General features: G+C 71.8%; 15 protein-coding genes. 11 read left to right on the top strand and 4 right to left on the bottom strand.

Annotated elements, in window-relative coordinates:
* The first annotated feature begins 240 nt into the window (after window positions 1-240).
* The 9 genes from ACT2CW_RS22120 (at window position 241) to ACT2CW_RS22080 (ending at window position 8,134) form a co-directional block, all read left to right on the top strand.
* On the top strand, window positions 241-1,125 hold the full coding sequence (locus tag ACT2CW_RS22120; RefSeq protein ID WP_445518125.1) for a serine hydrolase: 885 nt from the start codon (window positions 241-243) through the stop codon (window positions 1,123-1,125).
* A 204-nt stretch (window positions 1,126-1,329) separates the two neighbouring features.
* Complete coding sequence (locus ACT2CW_RS22115) at window positions 1,330-2,079, top strand: dienelactone hydrolase family protein (RefSeq protein WP_445517950.1); 750 nt, start codon at window positions 1,330-1,332, stop codon at window positions 2,077-2,079.
* 102 nt (window positions 2,080-2,181) lie between these two features.
* Entirely contained in the window at window positions 2,182-2,886 is a 705-nt protein-coding gene (locus ACT2CW_RS22110; protein ID WP_445517949.1) for a GntR family transcriptional regulator, read from the top strand.
* Complete coding sequence (locus tag ACT2CW_RS22105; protein ID WP_445517948.1) at window positions 2,883-3,686, top strand: LamB/YcsF family protein; 804 nt, start codon at window positions 2,883-2,885, stop codon at window positions 3,684-3,686. Before ACT2CW_RS22110 ends, ACT2CW_RS22105 begins: the two co-directional genes overlap by 4 nt.
* A 65-nt stretch (window positions 3,687-3,751) precedes the next feature.
* Window positions 3,752-4,396, top strand: coding sequence for a 5-oxoprolinase subunit B family protein (locus ACT2CW_RS22100; protein WP_445517947.1), 645 nt, complete (start codon window positions 3,752-3,754; stop codon window positions 4,394-4,396).
* On the top strand, window positions 4,393-5,331 hold the full coding sequence (locus ACT2CW_RS22095) for a 5-oxoprolinase subunit C family protein (protein ID WP_445517946.1): 939 nt from the start codon (window positions 4,393-4,395) through the stop codon (window positions 5,329-5,331). Before ACT2CW_RS22100 ends, ACT2CW_RS22095 begins: the two co-directional genes overlap by 4 nt.
* Before the next feature lie 45 nt (window positions 5,332-5,376).
* Window positions 5,377-5,829, top strand: coding sequence for a VOC family protein (locus ACT2CW_RS22090; protein WP_445517945.1), 453 nt, complete (start codon window positions 5,377-5,379; stop codon window positions 5,827-5,829).
* Between the two features lie 155 nt (window positions 5,830-5,984).
* Window positions 5,985-7,319, top strand: a complete 1,335-nt coding sequence (locus ACT2CW_RS22085; RefSeq protein ID WP_445517944.1) for an MFS transporter — start codon at window positions 5,985-5,987, stop codon at window positions 7,317-7,319.
* On the top strand, window positions 7,316-8,134 hold the full coding sequence (locus tag ACT2CW_RS22080) for a putative hydro-lyase (RefSeq protein WP_445517943.1): 819 nt from the start codon (window positions 7,316-7,318) through the stop codon (window positions 8,132-8,134). The genes ACT2CW_RS22085 and ACT2CW_RS22080 overlap by 4 nt, the downstream gene beginning before the upstream one ends.
* A 31-nt stretch (window positions 8,135-8,165) precedes the next feature.
* Here the strand turns inward: ACT2CW_RS22080 and ACT2CW_RS22075 are convergent, their stop codons facing one another.
* Entirely contained in the window at window positions 8,166-9,578 is a 1,413-nt protein-coding gene (locus tag ACT2CW_RS22075; protein ID WP_445517942.1) for a hypothetical protein, read from the bottom strand.
* Window positions 9,579-9,773: 195 nt separating this feature from the next.
* Between ACT2CW_RS22075 and ACT2CW_RS22070 the strand changes: the two genes are divergently transcribed.
* Together ACT2CW_RS22070 and ACT2CW_RS22065 are read left to right on the top strand one after the other, a co-directional pair.
* The gene (locus ACT2CW_RS22070) at window positions 9,774-10,679 is read left to right on the top strand and encodes an AraC family transcriptional regulator (RefSeq protein ID WP_445517941.1); all 906 of its coding nucleotides are present in this window, start codon (window positions 9,774-9,776) and stop codon (window positions 10,677-10,679) included.
* A gap of 155 nt (window positions 10,680-10,834) precedes the next feature.
* On the top strand, window positions 10,835-11,584 hold the full coding sequence (locus ACT2CW_RS22065; RefSeq protein WP_445517940.1) for an SDR family oxidoreductase: 750 nt from the start codon (window positions 10,835-10,837) through the stop codon (window positions 11,582-11,584).
* A gap of 110 nt (window positions 11,585-11,694) precedes the next feature.
* Here the strand turns inward: ACT2CW_RS22065 and ACT2CW_RS22060 are convergent, their stop codons facing one another.
* The 3 genes from ACT2CW_RS22060 to ACT2CW_RS22050 form a co-directional block, all read right to left on the bottom strand.
* A complete protein-coding gene (locus tag ACT2CW_RS22060) occupies window positions 11,695-13,344 on the bottom strand; it encodes an alpha/beta hydrolase (protein WP_445517939.1) in 1,650 nt (549 codons plus the stop codon).
* A gap of 156 nt (window positions 13,345-13,500) precedes the next feature.
* Window positions 13,501-14,955: a glycoside hydrolase family 28 protein gene (locus tag ACT2CW_RS22055; protein ID WP_445517938.1), complete on the bottom strand. Its 1,455-nt coding sequence runs from the start codon at window positions 14,953-14,955 to the stop codon at window positions 13,501-13,503.
* Between the two features lie 22 nt (window positions 14,956-14,977).
* Window positions 14,978-17,971, bottom strand: a complete 2,994-nt coding sequence (locus ACT2CW_RS22050; RefSeq protein ID WP_445517937.1) for an alpha-L-fucosidase — start codon at window positions 17,969-17,971, stop codon at window positions 14,978-14,980.
* Window positions 17,972-17,986 lie beyond the last annotated feature (15 nt).

Raw genomic sequence — 17,986 nt, 5'->3', positions numbered from 1 at the left:
CTCGACTATTCCGATTCTCGACGATGCGGCCCGCCCCGAGCGACGGACCGGCGGCTCGCCGATCACCGAGGGCGCCGTGGCGCTGTGCCGGTTGTGGAGCGATCTTGTGAGATTCGGACACATTTTTGAACCTCGTGCACCGGTTGTTCGTCCTCCAGTGCTGGACTAGCGGGATGTCTTCGCGACGGAGCGAAGCCCCCGCGTCATGAACCGCACCACGAGCGAATGGACAGGCACACCATGGGGCGACACCGACGAATATCCCGGCTTCCCCGGACCACGCTGGCGTCACGAGCGGCGCTGGCCGCGGGGGCACTCGTGCCGACGATCGCCTCCGTGGGGTCGGCTCACGCGGCCACCCCGCAGGCGGCGATCTGCACCTCGGACCGGCCGGGGCTCGCCGACAAGCTCTCCGAGGACATCGACGCGGCACTGGACGGCTCCACCGCCACGACGGCGGTCAGCCTCCACGACCGCACCACGAACACCACCTGCACTCTTGACGCGGACCGGACGTTCGACTCCGCGAGCACGGTCAAGGTCACCGTGCTCGGCACGCTGCTGTGGGACGCGCAGAAGGACGGCCGCGCCCTGACGCAGGAGGAGAAGGACCGCGCCACCGCCATGATCACGAAGTCCGACAACGATGCCACCACGGCGCTGTGGAAGCAGCTCGGCGCGGACAAGATCAACGGGTTCCTCCAGGCCGCGGGGATGACCGACACCGTCCTCGACGGCGAGGGGCACTGGGGGCTCACCCAGATCACCGCCAACGACGAGGAAAAGCTCCTCAACCTGGTCACCCACGCGAACCCGGTGCTCAGCGAGGACTCCCGCGGCTACATCCTGAAGCTGACGAGCGAGGTCATCCCCTCGCAGCGCTGGGGGACCCCGGCCGGCGCGCCGGACGACGCAACGGTGCATGTGAAGAACGGCTGGCTGGAGCGGGCCACGAACGGCTGGCGGGTGCACAGCCTCGGCGCCTTCACCGGCGGCGACCACGACTACACGATCACGGTGCTCTCGCAGGACAACGCCACGATGGACGACGGCATCGCCACCATCGAGGGCGTCGCCCGCGCGGTCCACCGGGACCTCAACGCGCCCGCGTCCAGCGCGCGCTAGCCCGCCGGACCCCGCCGGGGTCGGGAGGCCCGGGCGTGGTGGTCCACGTGTGGGCGGCGGCCCGGGCCAGGCCCTCGTCGACCAGCCGGTCCGGCCGCGTGGTCGCGTGAGTCCGGCTGACGATGTACGTTCGCTCGCGCCGACAACGTCAGGCAACGTCAGTGCCACAGACGCTTGTTGAGCGGACTCCATGGAAGGAACACCTTGCCCACCACCACACTGCGGATTCCCACCCCGGACGGTCAGGCCGACGCCTTCGCCGCCTTCCCCGAGGGTGGCGAGCGGCACCCCGGGGTGCTGCTGTACCCGGACGCCTTCGGCATCCGGCCCGTGCTGCGGGAGATGGCCCGCGAACTGGCCGGGCACGGGTACTACGTGCTCGTCCCCAACTTCCTCTACCGGCACGGACCGGCACCGGTGATCGAACTTCCCGAGCACATCGGGGAGGAGGTCCGGCCCGCGGTCATCGGCCAACTGATGCCCCTGATCATGGCGCACACCACCGAACGGATCCTGCGCGACGCCGATGCCTACCTGAGGTTTCTCACGGCCCGGCCCGAGGTCGGCGCCGGACCGGTCGGTGTGATCGGCTACTGCATAGGCGCCGCCCTGGCGATGCGCACCGCGACGGCCCACCCCGGTCAGGTGGCCGCCGTCGCCGGATTCCACCCCGGCTTCCTGGTGACCGACGCGCCCGACAGCCCGCACCGCCTCGTCCCCGACCTCACCGCCCACGCCCACATCGGCCTCGCCGAAGGCGATATGTCGCCCGAGGCCATCGGCGAGCTCAACCAGGCACTGGACGCCGCGGGTGTCGACTACACCACCGAGATCTACCCCGGCACCATCCACGGCTTCACCATGGCCGACACCGACGCCTTCAGCCCCTCGGCGCTGCGGCGCCACTGGGACCGGCTGCTCCCGCTCCTGGACCGCGCCCTGACGGGCGGCTGAGGGGCTCCGGCCCGGAGAGCGAACCTGAGAGCGAACCTGAGGGGCGGACTTTCCGTGGTCCGCCCCTTCACACATCCGGTGCATGCACTGTATACACAGTATATGAGCCGAGAAGACAGAGGCCGCCGCGGTGATGCCCAAGGCGCCGACGCCCTCACCGACGAGCTGCGCCGGCTGATCGTCGAGGGCGTCTATCCGCCGGGCCACCGACTGGTCCAGGACGAACTCGCCGACCGCTTCGGGGTGAGCCGCATCCCGCTGCGGGAGGCCATGCGCACCCTCGCGAGCGAGGGTCTGCTGCGCTCGACGCCGGGCCGCGGCACGTTCGTCACGGTGCTGGACCTCGAGGAGATCGACGAGATCTACAACCTGCGGCGGCTCATCGAGCCGAGTTTCGCCGAGCATGTCACCGAGCGGGTCTCCCGGCGCGACATCAGCCGGTTCGAGGAGATGGCGACCGCGATGGAGCGGGCCGCGGGGTCCGGCGCCGATATCTGGTCGCGGACGAACCTCGCGTTCCACCTGGACATGTACCGGCTGTCCCGGCTGCCCATGCGCTACGAGATCATCTCGCAGATGTACCACCGGCTGGAGCCGTACTCCCGGTTCTACGTCCATGGCACCTGCGCGTACGGCCGGGTCCACCATGAGCACGCCGCGATGGTCCGGGCGCTGGCCGACGGGGACGCGGAGGAGCTGGCCCGGCAGATCACGGCGCATATCGACGGCGGTCAGAAAGGGCTCCACACGGCCTGGGAGAACAGCAGCGGCGCCCTCCAGGCGTACTGGGCGGAGTCGGCCCGGTGACCGCCCTCGCGCTCAACACCGATGTGGGCGAGGGGTTCGGGGTCTGGGGGCCGGCCGAGGAGGGCGAGCTGCTGGACCAGGTCACCGCGGCCAACGTGGCCTGCGGATTCCATGCCGGGGACCCCGACATCCTGCGCCGCACCTGCGAGGCGAGCACCGCCCGGGGCGTGGCCATCGGGGCCCAGGTGTCCTACCGCGACCTGGCCGGTTTCGGCCGCCGCTTCATCGAGGTGCCACCGGCCACCCTGGTCAACGAACTCCTGTACCAGATGGGCGCGTTGGAGGTGTTCGCCCGGCTCGCGGGCGGGCGCGTCGGCTATGTGAAGGCCCATGGCGCGCTCTACAACGCGGCGGCCCGGCACACCGGGCACGCGGCCGCGATCGTCGAGGCCGTCGCCCTCTACGACCGCACGCTGCCGCTGCTGTGCCAGCCGCGCACCGCGGTCTGGGAGCGGGCGCTGGAGGCCGGAGTGCGTCCGCTGGCCGAGGGGTTCATCGACCGCGGCTACACCGACGAGGGGCTGCTGGTGCCCAGGTCCGCGCCCGGCGCCCTGATCACCGACCCGGCCGAGGCGGCCGAACGCGCCCTGCGGATGGCGGAGTCGGGGACGGTGGTCTCGGTGAGCGGCGGCGTCGTACGGATCGCCCCGGACGGCGGCGAGCTGGCCGCGCTGTGCGTGCACAGCGACACCCCGGGCGCGGTGGGGCTGGCCGCCGCCGTACGGGAGGCGCTGGCGTCGGGAGGTGTCGCGGTGGGCCCGCCCGGTGCCGCCGCGGACCGGGTCGGGGTGCGGCCGTGACCCCGGCGGACGCGACGTCCGTGAACGTCGCGCCTGTGAACGTCACGTCGGTGAACGTCACGGCTGTGAACGTCACATCAGGCGAAACGATTCTGCGGAGGGCCGGCGACCGGGGCTGGCTGATCGAGTGCGCGGACCGGCACCCCGCCGAGGTCGCCACCTCGATCCGCGCCCAGCCCTGGGCGTCGGCGCTGCGGGAGGTCGTGCCCGCCGCCAGGACCGTGCTGGTGGTGGCGGAGACCGCGGCCGGGATGGGCGAGCTCGCCGCCGGACTGCGCAGCGTGCTCGACGGGCCCGGCGCCCACCCCACCGGACCACCGCCCGGCAGGCGGATCGTGATCCCGGTCCGCTACGACGGACCCGATCTGCCCGGGGTCGCCGAACGCCTCGGCCTGGCCCCGGAAGAGGTGGCCCGCAGGCACAGCGCGGGGGAGTACCGGGTCGGCTTCTTCGGCTTCGCGCCCGGCTTCGCGTATCTGGACGGCGTACCGGAGAGCCTCCGGCTGCCCCGGCTGTCCAGCCCGCGCCCGCGAGTGGCCGCCGGGGTGGTGGCCATCGCCGGGAACCAGACGGTGGTCTACCCCGGCGGAACCCCCGGCGGCTGGCACCAGATCGGCGTCACCACCACCCGGCTGTGGGACGTGACGGCCGAACCGCCCAACCGGCTCGCGGTCGGCGACCGGATCGTCTTCGAGGTGGTGGCGCCATGACGGTCACCTCCGCCGCCCCGGGCCGCCGGGTCCGCCCCCGGCACCGGTCACCGGACCCCGGCACCGGCCCCGAGCCCGCCGTCCTGACGGTCGTCGCGGCGGGGCCGGCGGCCAGCGTGCAGGACCTGGGCCGTCCGGGGCTGGCGCATCTGGGCGTGCCCGCCTCCGGTCCTGCCGACCGGCGCAGCTTCCGGCTCGCCAACAGGCTGGCCGGGAACCCGGAGGACACCCCGGCCCTGGAGGTCACCCTCGGCGGCCTCGCGATCACCCTCTCCACCACCCGCCATGTGGCGGTCACCGGGGCCCCGGCGCCGCTGACGGTCGACGGGGTGCCGGTCGAGGGCGCGCCGCGGCTGCGGCTCCGCGCCGGATCGGTGCTCGCCGTCGGCCGCCCCTGGGCGGGCTGCCGCACCTACCTCGCCGTCTCCGGCGGGATCGAGGCGGAGCGGGTGCTGGGGTCGACCTCGCGCGACTCCCTCACCGGGCTCGGCCCCGACCCGGTGCGCGCCGGGGCGGAGTACGGCCTCGGCCCGGTGCGCCCGGTTCCGGCGGTCCCGCTGGAGCTGGCGTTCAGCGTCGTCCCGTGCGGCGGCCCGGCCACCGTCCGGTTCCGCTGGGGCCCGCGGCACGAGCTGTTCGACGCCGCTGACCGGCACCGGCTCACCACCACGCCCTGGCGGGTCTCCGCCGAGTGCGACCGGGTGGGCGCGCGGCTGACCGGGCCGCCGTTGGCCATCGGCTCGGTCGACCTGCCCAGCGAGGGGACGGTGCGCGGCGCCATCCAGGTGCCGCCGTCGGGCGAGCCGATCGTCTTCCTCGCCGACCATCCGGTCACCGGCGGCTACCCCGTCATCGGGGTGGTCACCGACGCCGACATCGATCTCGTAGGCCAGACCCTCCCCGGGGACGAGCTCCGGCTCGCCCCCGTCCACTGAACCCGCAACCCGCGACCCGCGGAAACACCTCAAGGAGATAGGTACATGACCGCTCAGCCCGACTCCCTCGTCCCCTTCCACCTGGCCATCCCGGTGGACGACATCGACGCCGCCCGGGAGTTCTACGGCAAGGTGCTCGGCTTCGCCGAGGGCCGCTCGGACACCAAGTGGATCGACTGGAACTTCGGTGGCCACCAGGTCGTCACCCACCAGGTCGGCGACGGCCCGTCCGGAACGCCGCGCGACGGCGTCGCCGGGACCAACCCGGTCGACGGTCATCAGGTGCCGGTGCCGCACTTCGGCCTGGTGCTGCCGGTGCCGGAGTTCCAGAAGCTGGCCGAGCGGCTCACCGCGGCGGGCACCAAGTTCGTGATCGAGCCGTACGTCCGCTTCCAGGGCGAGCCCGGTGAGCAGTGGACGATGTTCTTCCTCGACCCGGCGGGCAACGCGCTGGAGTTCAAGGCGTTCGCCGACCTCGGACAGCTCTTCGCCGTCTGACCCGCCATCCGCGTGGCGGCGCCCGGCCCGGCAGGACGACGGTCATCAGCGGGAGGACTGGTCCCGCGGATGACCGCCGTACGGGCCCCCGGCGCCGTACCGGCGGCACTGACAGCACATCCCGGCCAAAGGACAGGTCAGACCCGGAGGAACCCATGACGAGCGTACCAACGGCCTCAACGGCACCCGGAGACACCGGGGACGCGGCCGCCGCCGCCACCGCGGCGCGCGGCGGCCCACGCCGGGCGGCGGTGGCGGCGGCCGCCGGCACGGCCATCGAGTACTACGAGTTCGGCGTCTACAGCTATCTGGCCGTGGTCATCGGCCCGCACTTCTTTCCCGGGGACGACCCCACCGCCGCCCTGCTGGCCACGCTCGCGGTGTTCGGCAGCGCGTTCCTGATGCGGCCGCTGGGCGGCATCGTGCTCGGCCGGCTCGGGGACCGGGTGGGCCGCAAGCCCGTACTGATCCTCACCGTGACCGGGATGGGCGGCGCCACCGCGGCCGTCGGGCTGCTGCCCACGGCCGAGGCCGTCGGCGTGGCCGCGCCCGTCGCCCTGCTGCTGGTGCGGCTCGCGCAGGGGTTCTTCGCGGGCGGTGAGGTGACCGGTTCGGCCACGTATCTCGCCGAGTCGGCCCCGGCCGGGCGGCGCGGCTTCTTCGGGGCCTTCACCCCGGTCGGGGTGGCACTCGGCGGCGGGGCCGCGGCGCTGGTCGCGGGCGTCACCACGACCGTGCTGAGCGAGCGCCAGCTCGAAGCCTGGGGGTGGCGGATACCGTTCCTGCTCTCGCTGCCCCTGATCGCCGTCGCCCTGATCGCCCGCAACCGGCTCGCGGACTCCGAGAGCTTCCTCGCGGCGAAGTCGGAGCGGGCGACGGCCAAGGCGCCGCTGACCGAGGTGTTCACCCGCCACCGCGGCCCGGTGCTGAAGGTCACCCTGCTGGCCATCGGCTCCAACTGCGGCTACTGGGTCGGCCTGATCTTCATGAACATCTACCTGACCACCGACCTCGGCTACCCCAAGGACTCCACCTTCTGGATCATGGGTGGGATCAGCCTGTTCGTGGCCGTCCTGATGCCGATGTGCGGGGCGCTGTCGGACCGGTGGGGCCGCAAGCGGCTCATCACGGTCGGCTTCGCCGGGTACGCGGTCCTGGTCGTCCCCGCCATGCTGGTCATGGGTCTCGGCAGCTTCCCGCTCGCCGTCGCGGCCATGGTGGTGCTGGCCCTGCCGATGCCGGTCGTCCAGTCCGTCACGTACCCCACCTACGCCGAGCTGTTCCCGACCCGGGTGCGGTACACCGGGCTCTCGTTCAGCTTCAACATCGGCACCATCGTCGGCGGCGGGCTCAGCCCCTATCTGTCCACCTGGCTGATCTCGGCCACCGGCAGTCTGCTCGCCCCGGGCTTCCTGCTGATGGCGGCCGTGGTGATCGCTCTGTTGACGCTGCGCACCGTCACCGAGTCCAGCCACGGGGAACTGGCGTGACGGCCCCTTCGGGAGACGGCCTTCCCGGGGACGTCCCCGCCACCCCGGCGGCGCTGCGGCGCCTGGTGGCGGACGGCCGGTGGACCGGGCCCACGGCCGGTCTGCTGGACGGGTACCAGCAGGCCAACCTCGTGATCGTGCCGCGCGACCTGGCCTTCGACTTCCTGCTGTACTGCACCCGCAACCCCGCGCCCTGCCCCGTTCTCGCCGTCACCGAGCCGGGCGACCCGGTGGTGCGGCTCGGCACGACCGTCGCCGACCTGCGGACGGACCTGCCGCGCTACCGCGTCTGGCACGACGGCGAACTGGCCGCCGAACCACCCGACATCACCGCCCACTGGCGCCCGGACGCGGTCGGCTTCCTCCTCGGTTGCAGCCACACCTTCGAGGGCCCGCTGCGCGCGGCGGGCGTCCCGGTCCGGTACGCCCCGGAGTCCGCGGCGCCGCCCGTCTACGTCACCGACGTGGCCACCCGCCCCGCCGGACGGCTGTCCGGACCGCTGGTGGTCAGCATGCGCGCGATACCGGCCCGGCTGGTGGCGCGCGCCGTGGAGATCACCGCCCGCTATCCGGCCGGGCACGGGGCGCCGGTGCACATCGGCGACCCGGCCGCGCTCGGCATCGCCGACCTGGCCCGGCCGGACTTCGGCCCCTCCCCGGTGGTCGAGGACGGTGACGTCCCGGTGTTCTGGGCCTGCGGGGTGACACCCCAACTGGCCCTCCCTGCCACCCGGGCCCCGTACGCCATCACCCACTACCCGGGCCATATGTTCGTCTTCGACCACACCGTCGAGGCGGGCCCGGCATCGGGGTGAACGGGCCCTGCGCGGTCCGGCGGCGGGTGTTTCAGGGAGCGATGCCCACGCCGTCGATCCGGCTCCAGGCCCGCTCCTGGGCGGACGTCATGGCCGGCCAGGTCAGTCCGCCCGGCCGGGGCCGGACACGGGAGGCGTAGGGCTTGGGGTGGAAGGCGGGGTCGTAGAAGCACCCGGTGTCGTAGACGCGGTCGAACGTGGCGCACGCGGACGCGATGGACCGCGGTGTGGGCTTGTTTCCGGTGCGCGCCCAGGAGTCGAGCGCGGCGATGGAATCGGCGTACTCGGCGTTGCTCAGCTCGCTGTGTTCGCTCTCCCTGGTGAAGGTCTGTACGACGTTCTTCCCGCGGTGCGCGCCATCGACGGTCGCCCGGTACGCCGACTCGTGCTCGACGAACGCCGTGGGGTCGTCGATGGCGTGCATCGTCAGCACCGGGATGGAGACGCGCCCGGTGAGATCGCTGTCGTAGGAGAGGTCACGCCGGGCGTCGGGGGCGGCGGCGAAGCGCTCCACGCCCGCGTTCAGCGCCGTGTCGTCGTGTGAACCGGAGTACCACACGCCCTGGTTGCCGAACGGATTGCGGTCGCCGAGCCGGCTGTGCACGATGTCGCGGAAGGTGAACACCGAGAAGCGCAGGTGGGACTCCAGGGTCCGCTCCGGAAGGCGGGTGACGGCGAGGATGTCGTCGAGGTTGCGCTGCTGCGACGCGGTGCGTTTCCCGGGGGCGGAGGCGTAGCCGGTGCACTCCTGGAGGCGGGCGCGCAGCCCGGCCGTCGTCAGGGTCGACCCGGGGCGCAGCCCCTGCCACAGCGGGTACTGCGGCTCGTCGGGGCGGGGCAGGTTGCGGCAGTAGTACTGGTAGACCACGCGCAGATCGACGCGGTAGTCGTAGCCCCGGGAGCCGCCGCCCAGGACACCGCTGGTGAGGAGGGCGCCGTCGTAGGGGCCGTGCTTCCCGCCGTACGTCTCCACGACCTTGGCGGCGACGTTTCCGCCCCAGGACTGGCCGTGTACATAGGTCCGTTCGGGCTTGCCGAAGTCCGCCACGAACAGGCGGCGCAGATTCTCCGTGTCGGCGGCCGCCATGCGCGTTCCGTAGCCACCGCGCCGATACGACGAACCGGCCCAGGCGTAGCCCTCGGACACCATCACCGACCAGCGGTCCAGGTCGCCGACGCTCCGCTCGGGATCGGACCCGTCGCCCAGGTCGGGACCGCCGTGGGAGTGGACGATCAGCGATCCGTTCCACTTCTTCGGAATGGCGATCGCGTAGTACGCCCCGTTGCCGTCCTTGCCGGTGTAACACGTGGCCTTGTCGCCCACGCTCGCCGGGCACGCGACCGGCGCGGGGCGCGGCTGGGCCGCCTGCGCCGGACCGGCACTGACCAGCGTCCCCGCGACGACGCCCGCGATGCCGACGGCCGACGCCACGGTGCGCCGCATACGCGTCAGGTTTCGCGGAAGGGAGGAAGGTACGTTCCGACTCGTGCTGTGCACAGCAACGCTCCTGACCTCGGTGGCGCTCCCTCGCGCCAGGCGTTGCGATGGTAAGGACACCTGTTCTGCCGACACCATTGAGCAGGGAGTTCTGTTCTTAACGTGCACGGCTGACGGAGGTCGCGGTGCTGCAATGGACGCATGTACCTCGACGAGCTCCGCACCCTGCTGGCCCGGCACGCCCGGCCCGACTGGACCACCGCCATCGACGGCGTCCTCGTCTCGAAGGTCGAGCGGCCGGATCCGCCGGCGCCCGCCATGTCCGGCATGGTGCTCGCGGTCATCGCCCAGGGCAGCAAACGCCTCGCGCTGGGCGACCGGGTCTACGCCTACGGACCCGGGCAGTATCTGGTGGCATCCGTCGACCTGCCCGTCACGGGGCAGTTCACCCAGGCCGACCCCGAGCAGCCGGCCCTCGGCTTCGGTCTCACGCTGGAGCCGTCCGCCGTCGCCGAGTTGCTGTTGCGAGCCGGTCCCGGAGACACGCCCCCGGCGGGCGGAGGCGTTCCCTCGGGGATCGCCGTCAGCGAGGCCCCGGCGGCGCTGCTGGACGCGGTGGTCCGGCTGCTGCGCCTGCTCGACGAGCCCCGCGACCGGGCGGTACTGGCGCCGCTGGTCAAACGCGAGATCCTGTGGCGCGTGATCACCGGCGAGCAGGGGGCGACGGTCCGGCAGCTCGGCTTGGCCGACAGCGGCCTCAGCCATATCTCCCGGGCCGTGCGCTGGATCCGTGAGCACTATGCGGAGCCGTTCCGGGTAGAGGACGTGGCGCGCCGGTCCGGGATGAGTGTCTCCGCCTTCTACCGCAACTTCCAGGCGGTGACCGCGATGAGCCCCATCCAGTTCCAGAAGCAGATCCGGCTCCAGGAGGCCCGGCTGCTGCTCGCCACCCACCCGAACGACGTCACCGGGGTCGGTCAGCGGGTCGGCTATGACAACCCGTCGCAGTTCAGCCGGGAGTACCGCCGCCAGTTCGGCGCACCCCCGAGCCGGGACGCGGCCCGGCTGCGGGACACCGTGGGCACTCCCGCGGGCGTCCTGCCCTGAGCGGGGGCGGGCCACCGGGAGGATCGTGCAAGCGCGGGCGAGGATAGTTCTATCGTTTCCGCAGGTCGGAGCGGTGCAATGGGAGTGCAAGCCGTCCCGCGGAGCAGGAGTCGCCTGATCCTCCGCGGATCCCACCACATCGCAGGGGCCACACCATGAACACCGTTCTGATCACTGGTACGTCGTCCGGGTACGGCCGGGAGATTGCCCGCCACTTCCACGAGCGGGGGTGGAACGTCATCGCCACCATGCGGACGCCACGGCCGGGCGTCTTCCCCGAGTCGGACCGGCTCCGCGTCGTCGAGCTCGACGTGACCAGGCCCGAGAGCATCGCCGCCGCGTTCGAGGCGGCGGGGCCCGTCGACGCCCTGGTCAACAACGCGGGCATCCCGTCGATGGGCGTGTTCGAGGGCATCTCGATGGCCCATGTGCGGGAGGTGTTCGAGACCAACACCTTCGGTGCGATGGCGACGACCCGGGCCGTGCTGCCCCAGTTCCGCGAGCGCGGCTCCGGCGTGGTGGTCAATGTGACCTCCAGCGTGGTGCTGGGGCACATGCCGCTCACGGCCGTCTACAAGGCGAGCAAGACGGCCGTCGAGGGGTTCACCTCATCCCTCGCGCTCGAACTCGCGCCCTTCGGCGTGCGGGCGAAGACGGTCGAACCGGGCGCCTGTCTGACGACGAACTTCGGGGCCAGGCTGACGAACGATGTCCCGCTGGAGGAGCAGGTCCCGGCGCCCTACGCGGCGTTCGCGAAGAAGGCCATGGGCGACTTCGCGGGCCAGGACGTGTTCACCAAGGAGAGCGACGTGGCGGAGACGGTGTGGCGAGCCGTGCACGACACCACCGGCCAACTGCGCTTCCCGGCCGGTCCCGACGCGGTCCGGCTCGACCAGGCGAAGTGACCTGTCGGCGGGCGCGGTGTTCCTACCCGGTCGGCCGCGCTCCGCCGCCGCGGACGGGGCGGAACCCGCTGGAGGTTCCGCCCCGTCGCCTGTGGGTCAGACGCCGGCCGTCAGAAGCGGTCCGGGGAGCGCTGCGGAAGCGGGGCCCCGGGACGGGCGTCCCGCTTCCGGTCCCCCTGGGAGCCGCCGTTCGCGTCGCCCGCCGCCTCGCAGGTCACGTCCTTCGCCGGCAGCTTGCCGGTGGTGAGGTAGTCCGCCACCGTGCCGTCCGTGCACGCGTTGCCGCTCGGGTAGACGCCGTGGCCCTCGCCGCCGAGGACCGTCAGCATCCTCGACCCCTTCAGATCGGCGTGCAGGGCCTGACCGCTCGGCAGCGGGGTCTGGGAGTCCCACTCGTTCTGCACGACCAGCGAGCCGACCTTGTTGTTCACGACGGTGGCCCGCTCGACCGACCTGTCCCAGAACGCACAGGGCTTGATGCTGGACGCGAAGTCGCCGTAGAGCGGATAGCGGCCCTTGTCCTCGATGGCGTCCCGCCGGTAGCTCTCGGGGTCGCGGGACCAGGCGGCCGAGTTGTCGTTGCACACCACGGCCCAGAAGCTCGCGGTCATGTTGTCACTCGGTACATCGGCGGAACGGGCGGCCAGGCCCGGCGTTCCGGCCGGATCCGGGAGCTTCTCCGCGGAGGCGGGCCGGCCGGCCGCGGCCTTCTTCAGCTCCACGACCAGGTCGGTGCCCTCCCGCACGCTGAAGACCGCGCGGCGCATCATGCTCCGGACGTCGTCGCCGGTGTACTTCTCCCCGTCCATCTCGATGGGCTTCTCGTTCGCCCGCTGGACCAGGTCCCAGAACGTCCGGTCGACCTTCTTCGGCGTGTCGCCGAGGCCGTACTTCTCGGAACGCGCGGCGGCCCATGCGGTCCACCGGTCGAACGCGGGCTCTGCACCCTCCGCCCACCACTGGATCATCTTCCGCCAGGCGCGCGCCGGATCGACCGCGCTGTCCACCACCACCCGGTCGGCCCGGCTGGGGAACAGCTGGGTGTAGACGGCGCCGAGGTACGTCCCGTACGAGTAGCCGAAGTACGAGAGCTTCTTCTCACCGAGGACCGCCCGGAGCAGATCCATGTCCCGCGCCGTGTTGCGCGTGGTGATGTGCTTGAGCGTGGCGCCCGACTTCGCACGGCACTTGCGCGCGACATCCCGCGCCCAGGCGACGTCCTTGTCGAATGTCGCCTCCTTGTACGGCCGCAGCCAGTTCTCCTCCTCCGTCGTCAGGCCGCAGGTGACGGGCGTGGACCGGCCCACCCCGCGCGGGTCGAAGCCGATGAGGTCGTAACTCTGCCGTGCGGACTCGGGCAGCATGTCCTTCATCTGTAACGGCATGTCGAGCCCCGGACCGCCGGGGCCACCGGGGTTGGCGAGCAGAACGCCGTGCCGCTTGTCCGGTGTGGTGGTCTTGATCCGGGATATGGCCATGTCGATCCGCTTGCCGCCGGGAGCCCGGTAGTCCAGCGGCACCTTGATCGTCGCGCACTGGTACTCCGCCGGTTTGTCGGCCTCGCACCGCTGCCACTTCGGCTTCTGCTTGACGTACGGGTCCAGGGCGCTCGCGGTGGCGGACGCCGGGGCGGCGGCCTGGGCGGTATCGGTCTGGGCGGTGCCGACCTGGGCCGCGCTCGCCGTGGAGGTGGCGAGCGCGGGAGCCAACGTTGCCGTGACACCGATGGCCAACAGCGGCGCGAGACCTCGTCTACGCACGAAATCGTTCCTTCCGGTCGCGTATCGGGACAGGAACGATCATTCAGGTGGTGTGCGCCGGGGAACATCGGCCGTGCGTCCCCAACTCCCCTCCCTCTTGGGAGGGATGTGCCGGCCGTGTGTGGTCCCAGGGTTGTACGGCACGCCCGCGCCGCCTCAGGGTTGGGGCACCTCCTTGCCATTGACGAACACCCGCCGGAAGGTCAGGTCGTCCGTGTGGGTGATGCTGTCGGGGTCGCGGATGCCGGTGAAGGTGGAGCGGGAGAGGTGCACACCGCGCAGATGGTCAGTCTCCAGGCCCACCAGCCGCAGCACGGTCCGGGCGCCGTCGATCTCCATCCGGTCCAGGTGGATGTTCCGCACGGACACCGGCAGCGTCCCGCCCTCGCCACCGTTGTAGTCCATGGTCACGAAGGCGATGTCCCGTTCCACGCCCCGCCCGGTGAAGTTCCGGACGTGCACACCGTCGATGGAGCCGCCGCGCTTCTTGTTCGCCTTGACGTACAGCGCGTACTTGACGGGATAACGGCCGGGGAAGTCCGGTGGGTTGATCTCGCAGTCCTCGGCGAAGATGTCCCGCACCCCGCCGGACATCTCGCTGCCGACCGTCATCCCGCCCCAGCGGCCGGAGAACCGGCAGTCGCGCACGACGATGTTCCTGCTCGGCACGTTGACCCGGTGGCCGTCCTCGTCCCGGCCGGACTTGACGGCCACGCAGTCGTCGTTGGTGTTGAACCGGCAGCCGGTGATGAGCACATCGGAGCAGCACTCGGGGTCGCAGCCGTCGGTGTTGTAGAGCGTGCTGTCCACGGTGATATCCCGCACGGTGACATTGCTCGACAGCACCGGATGTACGGTCCACATCGGCGGATCGACGATGGTCAGGCCGCTGACCAGGACATTGCGGCAGCGGTAGAACTGCACCATCTTCGGCCGCAGATGGTGGCCGTCGCCGAAGACGCGCCGCGCCACCGGCACCCCCGTGGAGCCCATCTCGCGCAGCAGCTTCTGGTCGGCCCCCTGCGGTCCGCTGTCGCGGTACCAGCTCTCCCACGGCCCGAGCCGCGCCTGCCCGTCGAGGGTGCCGCGGCCGGTGACCGCCACGTCCCGCTCGCCGTACGCGTAGATGAAGGGCGAGTAGTTGTAGGCCTCGGTGCCCTCCCAGCGGGTGAGCACCACCGGCAGGAAGTCGCGCGGATCGGGGCTGAAGGCGATGGTGGCACCCTCGGTGACATGCAGGTCCACTCGGCTGCGCAGATGGATCGCGCCGGTGAGGAAGCGGCCCCCGGGGACGACGACATGGCCGCCGCCCGCGCGGTGGCAGGCGGCGATGGCGGCCCGGAACGCCGCGGTGTTCATCGTCCGCCCGTCGCCGACCGCGCCGTAGTCGGTGACCCTGAACGTACGCCGGGGGAAGGCGGGCGGCCTGATCCGGGCCAGGATCCCCGGCACCGCGCGCCACGCCCCGGTGTAGGCGGCGGCCGCGCCGGTGTGCGGAGTGGCCGTGCCCGTGTTCGGGGTGGCCGCGTACGCCTGCTCCGGGAGCAGCGCGCCCGCCGCCAGCAGACCGCCGGTGCGCAGCGCCGCGCGGCGGGAAGGTCTCGGATGCATGGCCTGCCTCCTTGGCAACGCTCTAGCTGACGGAGATCCGGTCCAGGTCGGGCGCGGACTCGGTGTCGTTGGCGATCCTGATGGTGTTGGCGCCGGGCTTCAGCGTGACGGGGAGGGTGGTCGTGCGTGGCGTGGTGTTCCCGGTGTCGGTCACCGTGACCTTGGCCGCCGGGCCGCCGTTGACGCTCACCTGGAACGAGCGGGTGCCGTTGACCGTGTAGTCGAGGTGCAGTGTGTGCTCGCCGCCGTCGGGGACGACCACATCGGGGAACACCATGGCCGCCTGCGCGCTGCCGCCGATGTTGCGCACCTTCTCACCCCCGGAGCAGGGCCCGCAGTTGGTAATGCCCGTGCTGCCGAACTGGTTGGCCGAGTCCTCCGCCTCCCGGGCCCACATCCGGCCGGCGGGCAGTGGCCGCACCCGGACCTGGTCCGAGACCGACTTCTGCCGGCCGAGCAGCGCGTAGTCAGCCGTGACGGGGATGTCGGCCGACCCGGCGTCCTGGCCGGGCGGGGAGGTGACGGTCCAGGTGCCCCGCACCGTCTGGCCGAGCCGCAGCGACCGGGCCGTCACCGGCCCGCCGTCCGCGGTCCAGCCGGCCGGCAGCCGGGGGGCGAGGCTGACGTTGTCGAGCCGCTCGTCCTCGTCCAGCCGGAGCGTGGCCGTGACGGTGAGGGACCGTTGCCCGGGGCCGACCCATTGCAGACCGTGGGGCCGTACGGTGAGCGTGGTCTTGGGGGTGTACGAGGCCGGGGGCAGCGGGGCCACCGCGATCCGGTCAAGACCAGGGCCGCGGCGGGCGGTGCTGAACACCTTCACCGTATTGGCACCGGCCTCGAGCGGCACGGACACCGCCGTGCTCTCCGGCGCGTCGGGGCTGTCCGCCGTCACGGGCACCTCGACCGGTGCCGCGCCGTTGACACTCACCGACAGGGAGGCGTCGGCCGGGGTGGTGTGGTCCAACTGGAGTCGGTAGTCGCCCTGTTCGGGCGCGCGGACGTCGCGGTACGTCACGGAGTTGCGCGGTCCGCCGCCGAGGCCGTCGACGCGCCGGCCGCCCGAGCAGGCGCCGCACGCCACGGAGTGGGCCGCGCCCGACGGCCGGTTCTGCCGTGCCTCCGCCTCCAGCGGCAGCGCGGTGCGGGTGGTCTTCGAGCGGCCGTACGCCACCTGGATCTCGTCGATGCGCAGCTGGTCGTAGAACTCCGGCGCCTGCGGACCACCCCACAGACTGCGCACCTCCAGCTTCAGATAGCGGGCGGTCCGGTCGCCGATGTCGATGGTGCGCACCCCGCGCGCACTGGGCAGGGTGCCCGAGCGCACCTGGGTCCAGCGCTTGCCGTCGCCACTGGCGTAGACGCGGTAGTCCTTGATGCGCGCGGAGTCCTCGGGGCGGCCGAAGGACGACCGGGCGTGCGTCGGGGACCACTCGCGCTGGTTCACCGCCAGCGCCGTGGCGTGCTTGCGCGCGCCGAGGTCGAGGGTGACCGAGACAGGCAGCTCGCCGTCGCTGTCCCAGTAGGTCTCGTAGTCGCCGTCGGCGAGGTCGGCCGCCGGGTGGCCGGTGCGCGCGGACGTGGCGGTGGCGCCGACATCCGACTGTGGATACAGGGGCCGCCGGCCGTCGGTCTCGACCTTGAAGACGGTGTCGTACGGATCCCAGTCCTGGATGCCCAGGATCGACAGATGGCCACCGGACTGGCTGAAGCGCATCGGCTCGCCAGTGCGCAGATCGGTGACCCGGCGCACGGTGTAGCCGTTGTCGCCCAGCCGCACCATGTCGGTCCGGGGCCGGGTGACCACGTGTACGTATTGGGTGCGGTCGCCGTTCTCGCCCCGGCCCACGGTGACCACGCCGTGGGCGCCGTCGTTCCAGAAGCCGGGCCGCATACCGCCGTACATGTAGCCGCCGCCCTCGACGCCGTACACCGACTCCCGGATGGGCTCGACCCACTTGCCCATGAAGTCGTTGAACTCCTCCTGCTGTGGCGGGAGTTTGCCGTTCACCATCGGTGTCTCGGCCATGAGCGACTTGATGGAGGAGCCCGCGTTGGTGATGTAACGGCCGGTGCTGAGCCGGGCGTCGACCTCGTGGTCGCCGCCGTCGTACCACCAGTCGCCGGTGGTCGGCAGCTTGTAGTCGGCCTCGGTCAGCCGGGGCATGGGGACGGTCACCGCGGCGGGGTAGTCGTACGCCGGGGTCATACCGGTCTTCTGCTCATTGCTGACCGTGTCCATGATCGGCGTGTCTTCGTTGTTGTTGCTCAGCAGCCAGTCCGGACGGCGCTCGCGGATCTTCTCGTAGAGACCGTTCTCCTCCCAGTACTCGTTGTCGTTGTCGATCCAGAACCCCGACAGCTCCGGGTACTTGTCCATGACCTCGAGGAACAGGTCGTAGCTGTACATGCCGAAGCCACGGCGCGTGGTGAGGTCCACCTGTTGGCCCTTGTACTTCGAGTAGGCGGCCGAATCCAGCGTCTCGGTGCCCGACTCGTTGTGCCACTGCGGGTCGTCGGTCATGTAGAGGATGATGTGCACGCCCTTGGCCTTGGCCGCGGCCACGAGCTCGCCGAGCAGATCGCGCTCGGTGGCACAGCTGCCGGGGATCTTCGAGGGCCAGGGGCGGGCGTAGCCCAGCCTGCTGTGGAAGGTCGCGAGCACGATGTACGAGGCGCCGAGCTTGCGCGCCTCGTCCACCCAGTAGTCGGCGTTCCAGCCGCCCTCGGTGACATCGCGCTCCCAGGTGGCGCAGTCGCGGTGCTGGGGGTGGGTGAACATGCCCCAGTGCAGGAAGAGCCCGGCGGTGGACTGGCGCAGCCACTCCTGCCGGGGGTGCTGGACCTCGGCCTGGGCGGGGGTGGCCAGGAGGCCGATGGCCAGGGCGAGTACGACCGCCGCGCACAGCGCGCGCCACCGGGAGCGGGTGGCGCGGGCGGCGCGTGCGGCACGCGTCGCAAGGATGTGGCTGGGGCTGGGGCTGGGGCTGGGGCGGAGCGGGATCCTCGGCGTGGGCATGTCCTGTCCTCCGTG

This window comes from Streptomyces sp. NEAU-174 (genome assembly GCF_052665095.1).
Note: the sequence above shows the minus strand (reverse complement) of the source record. Positions and strands in the feature narration are given on the sequence as shown.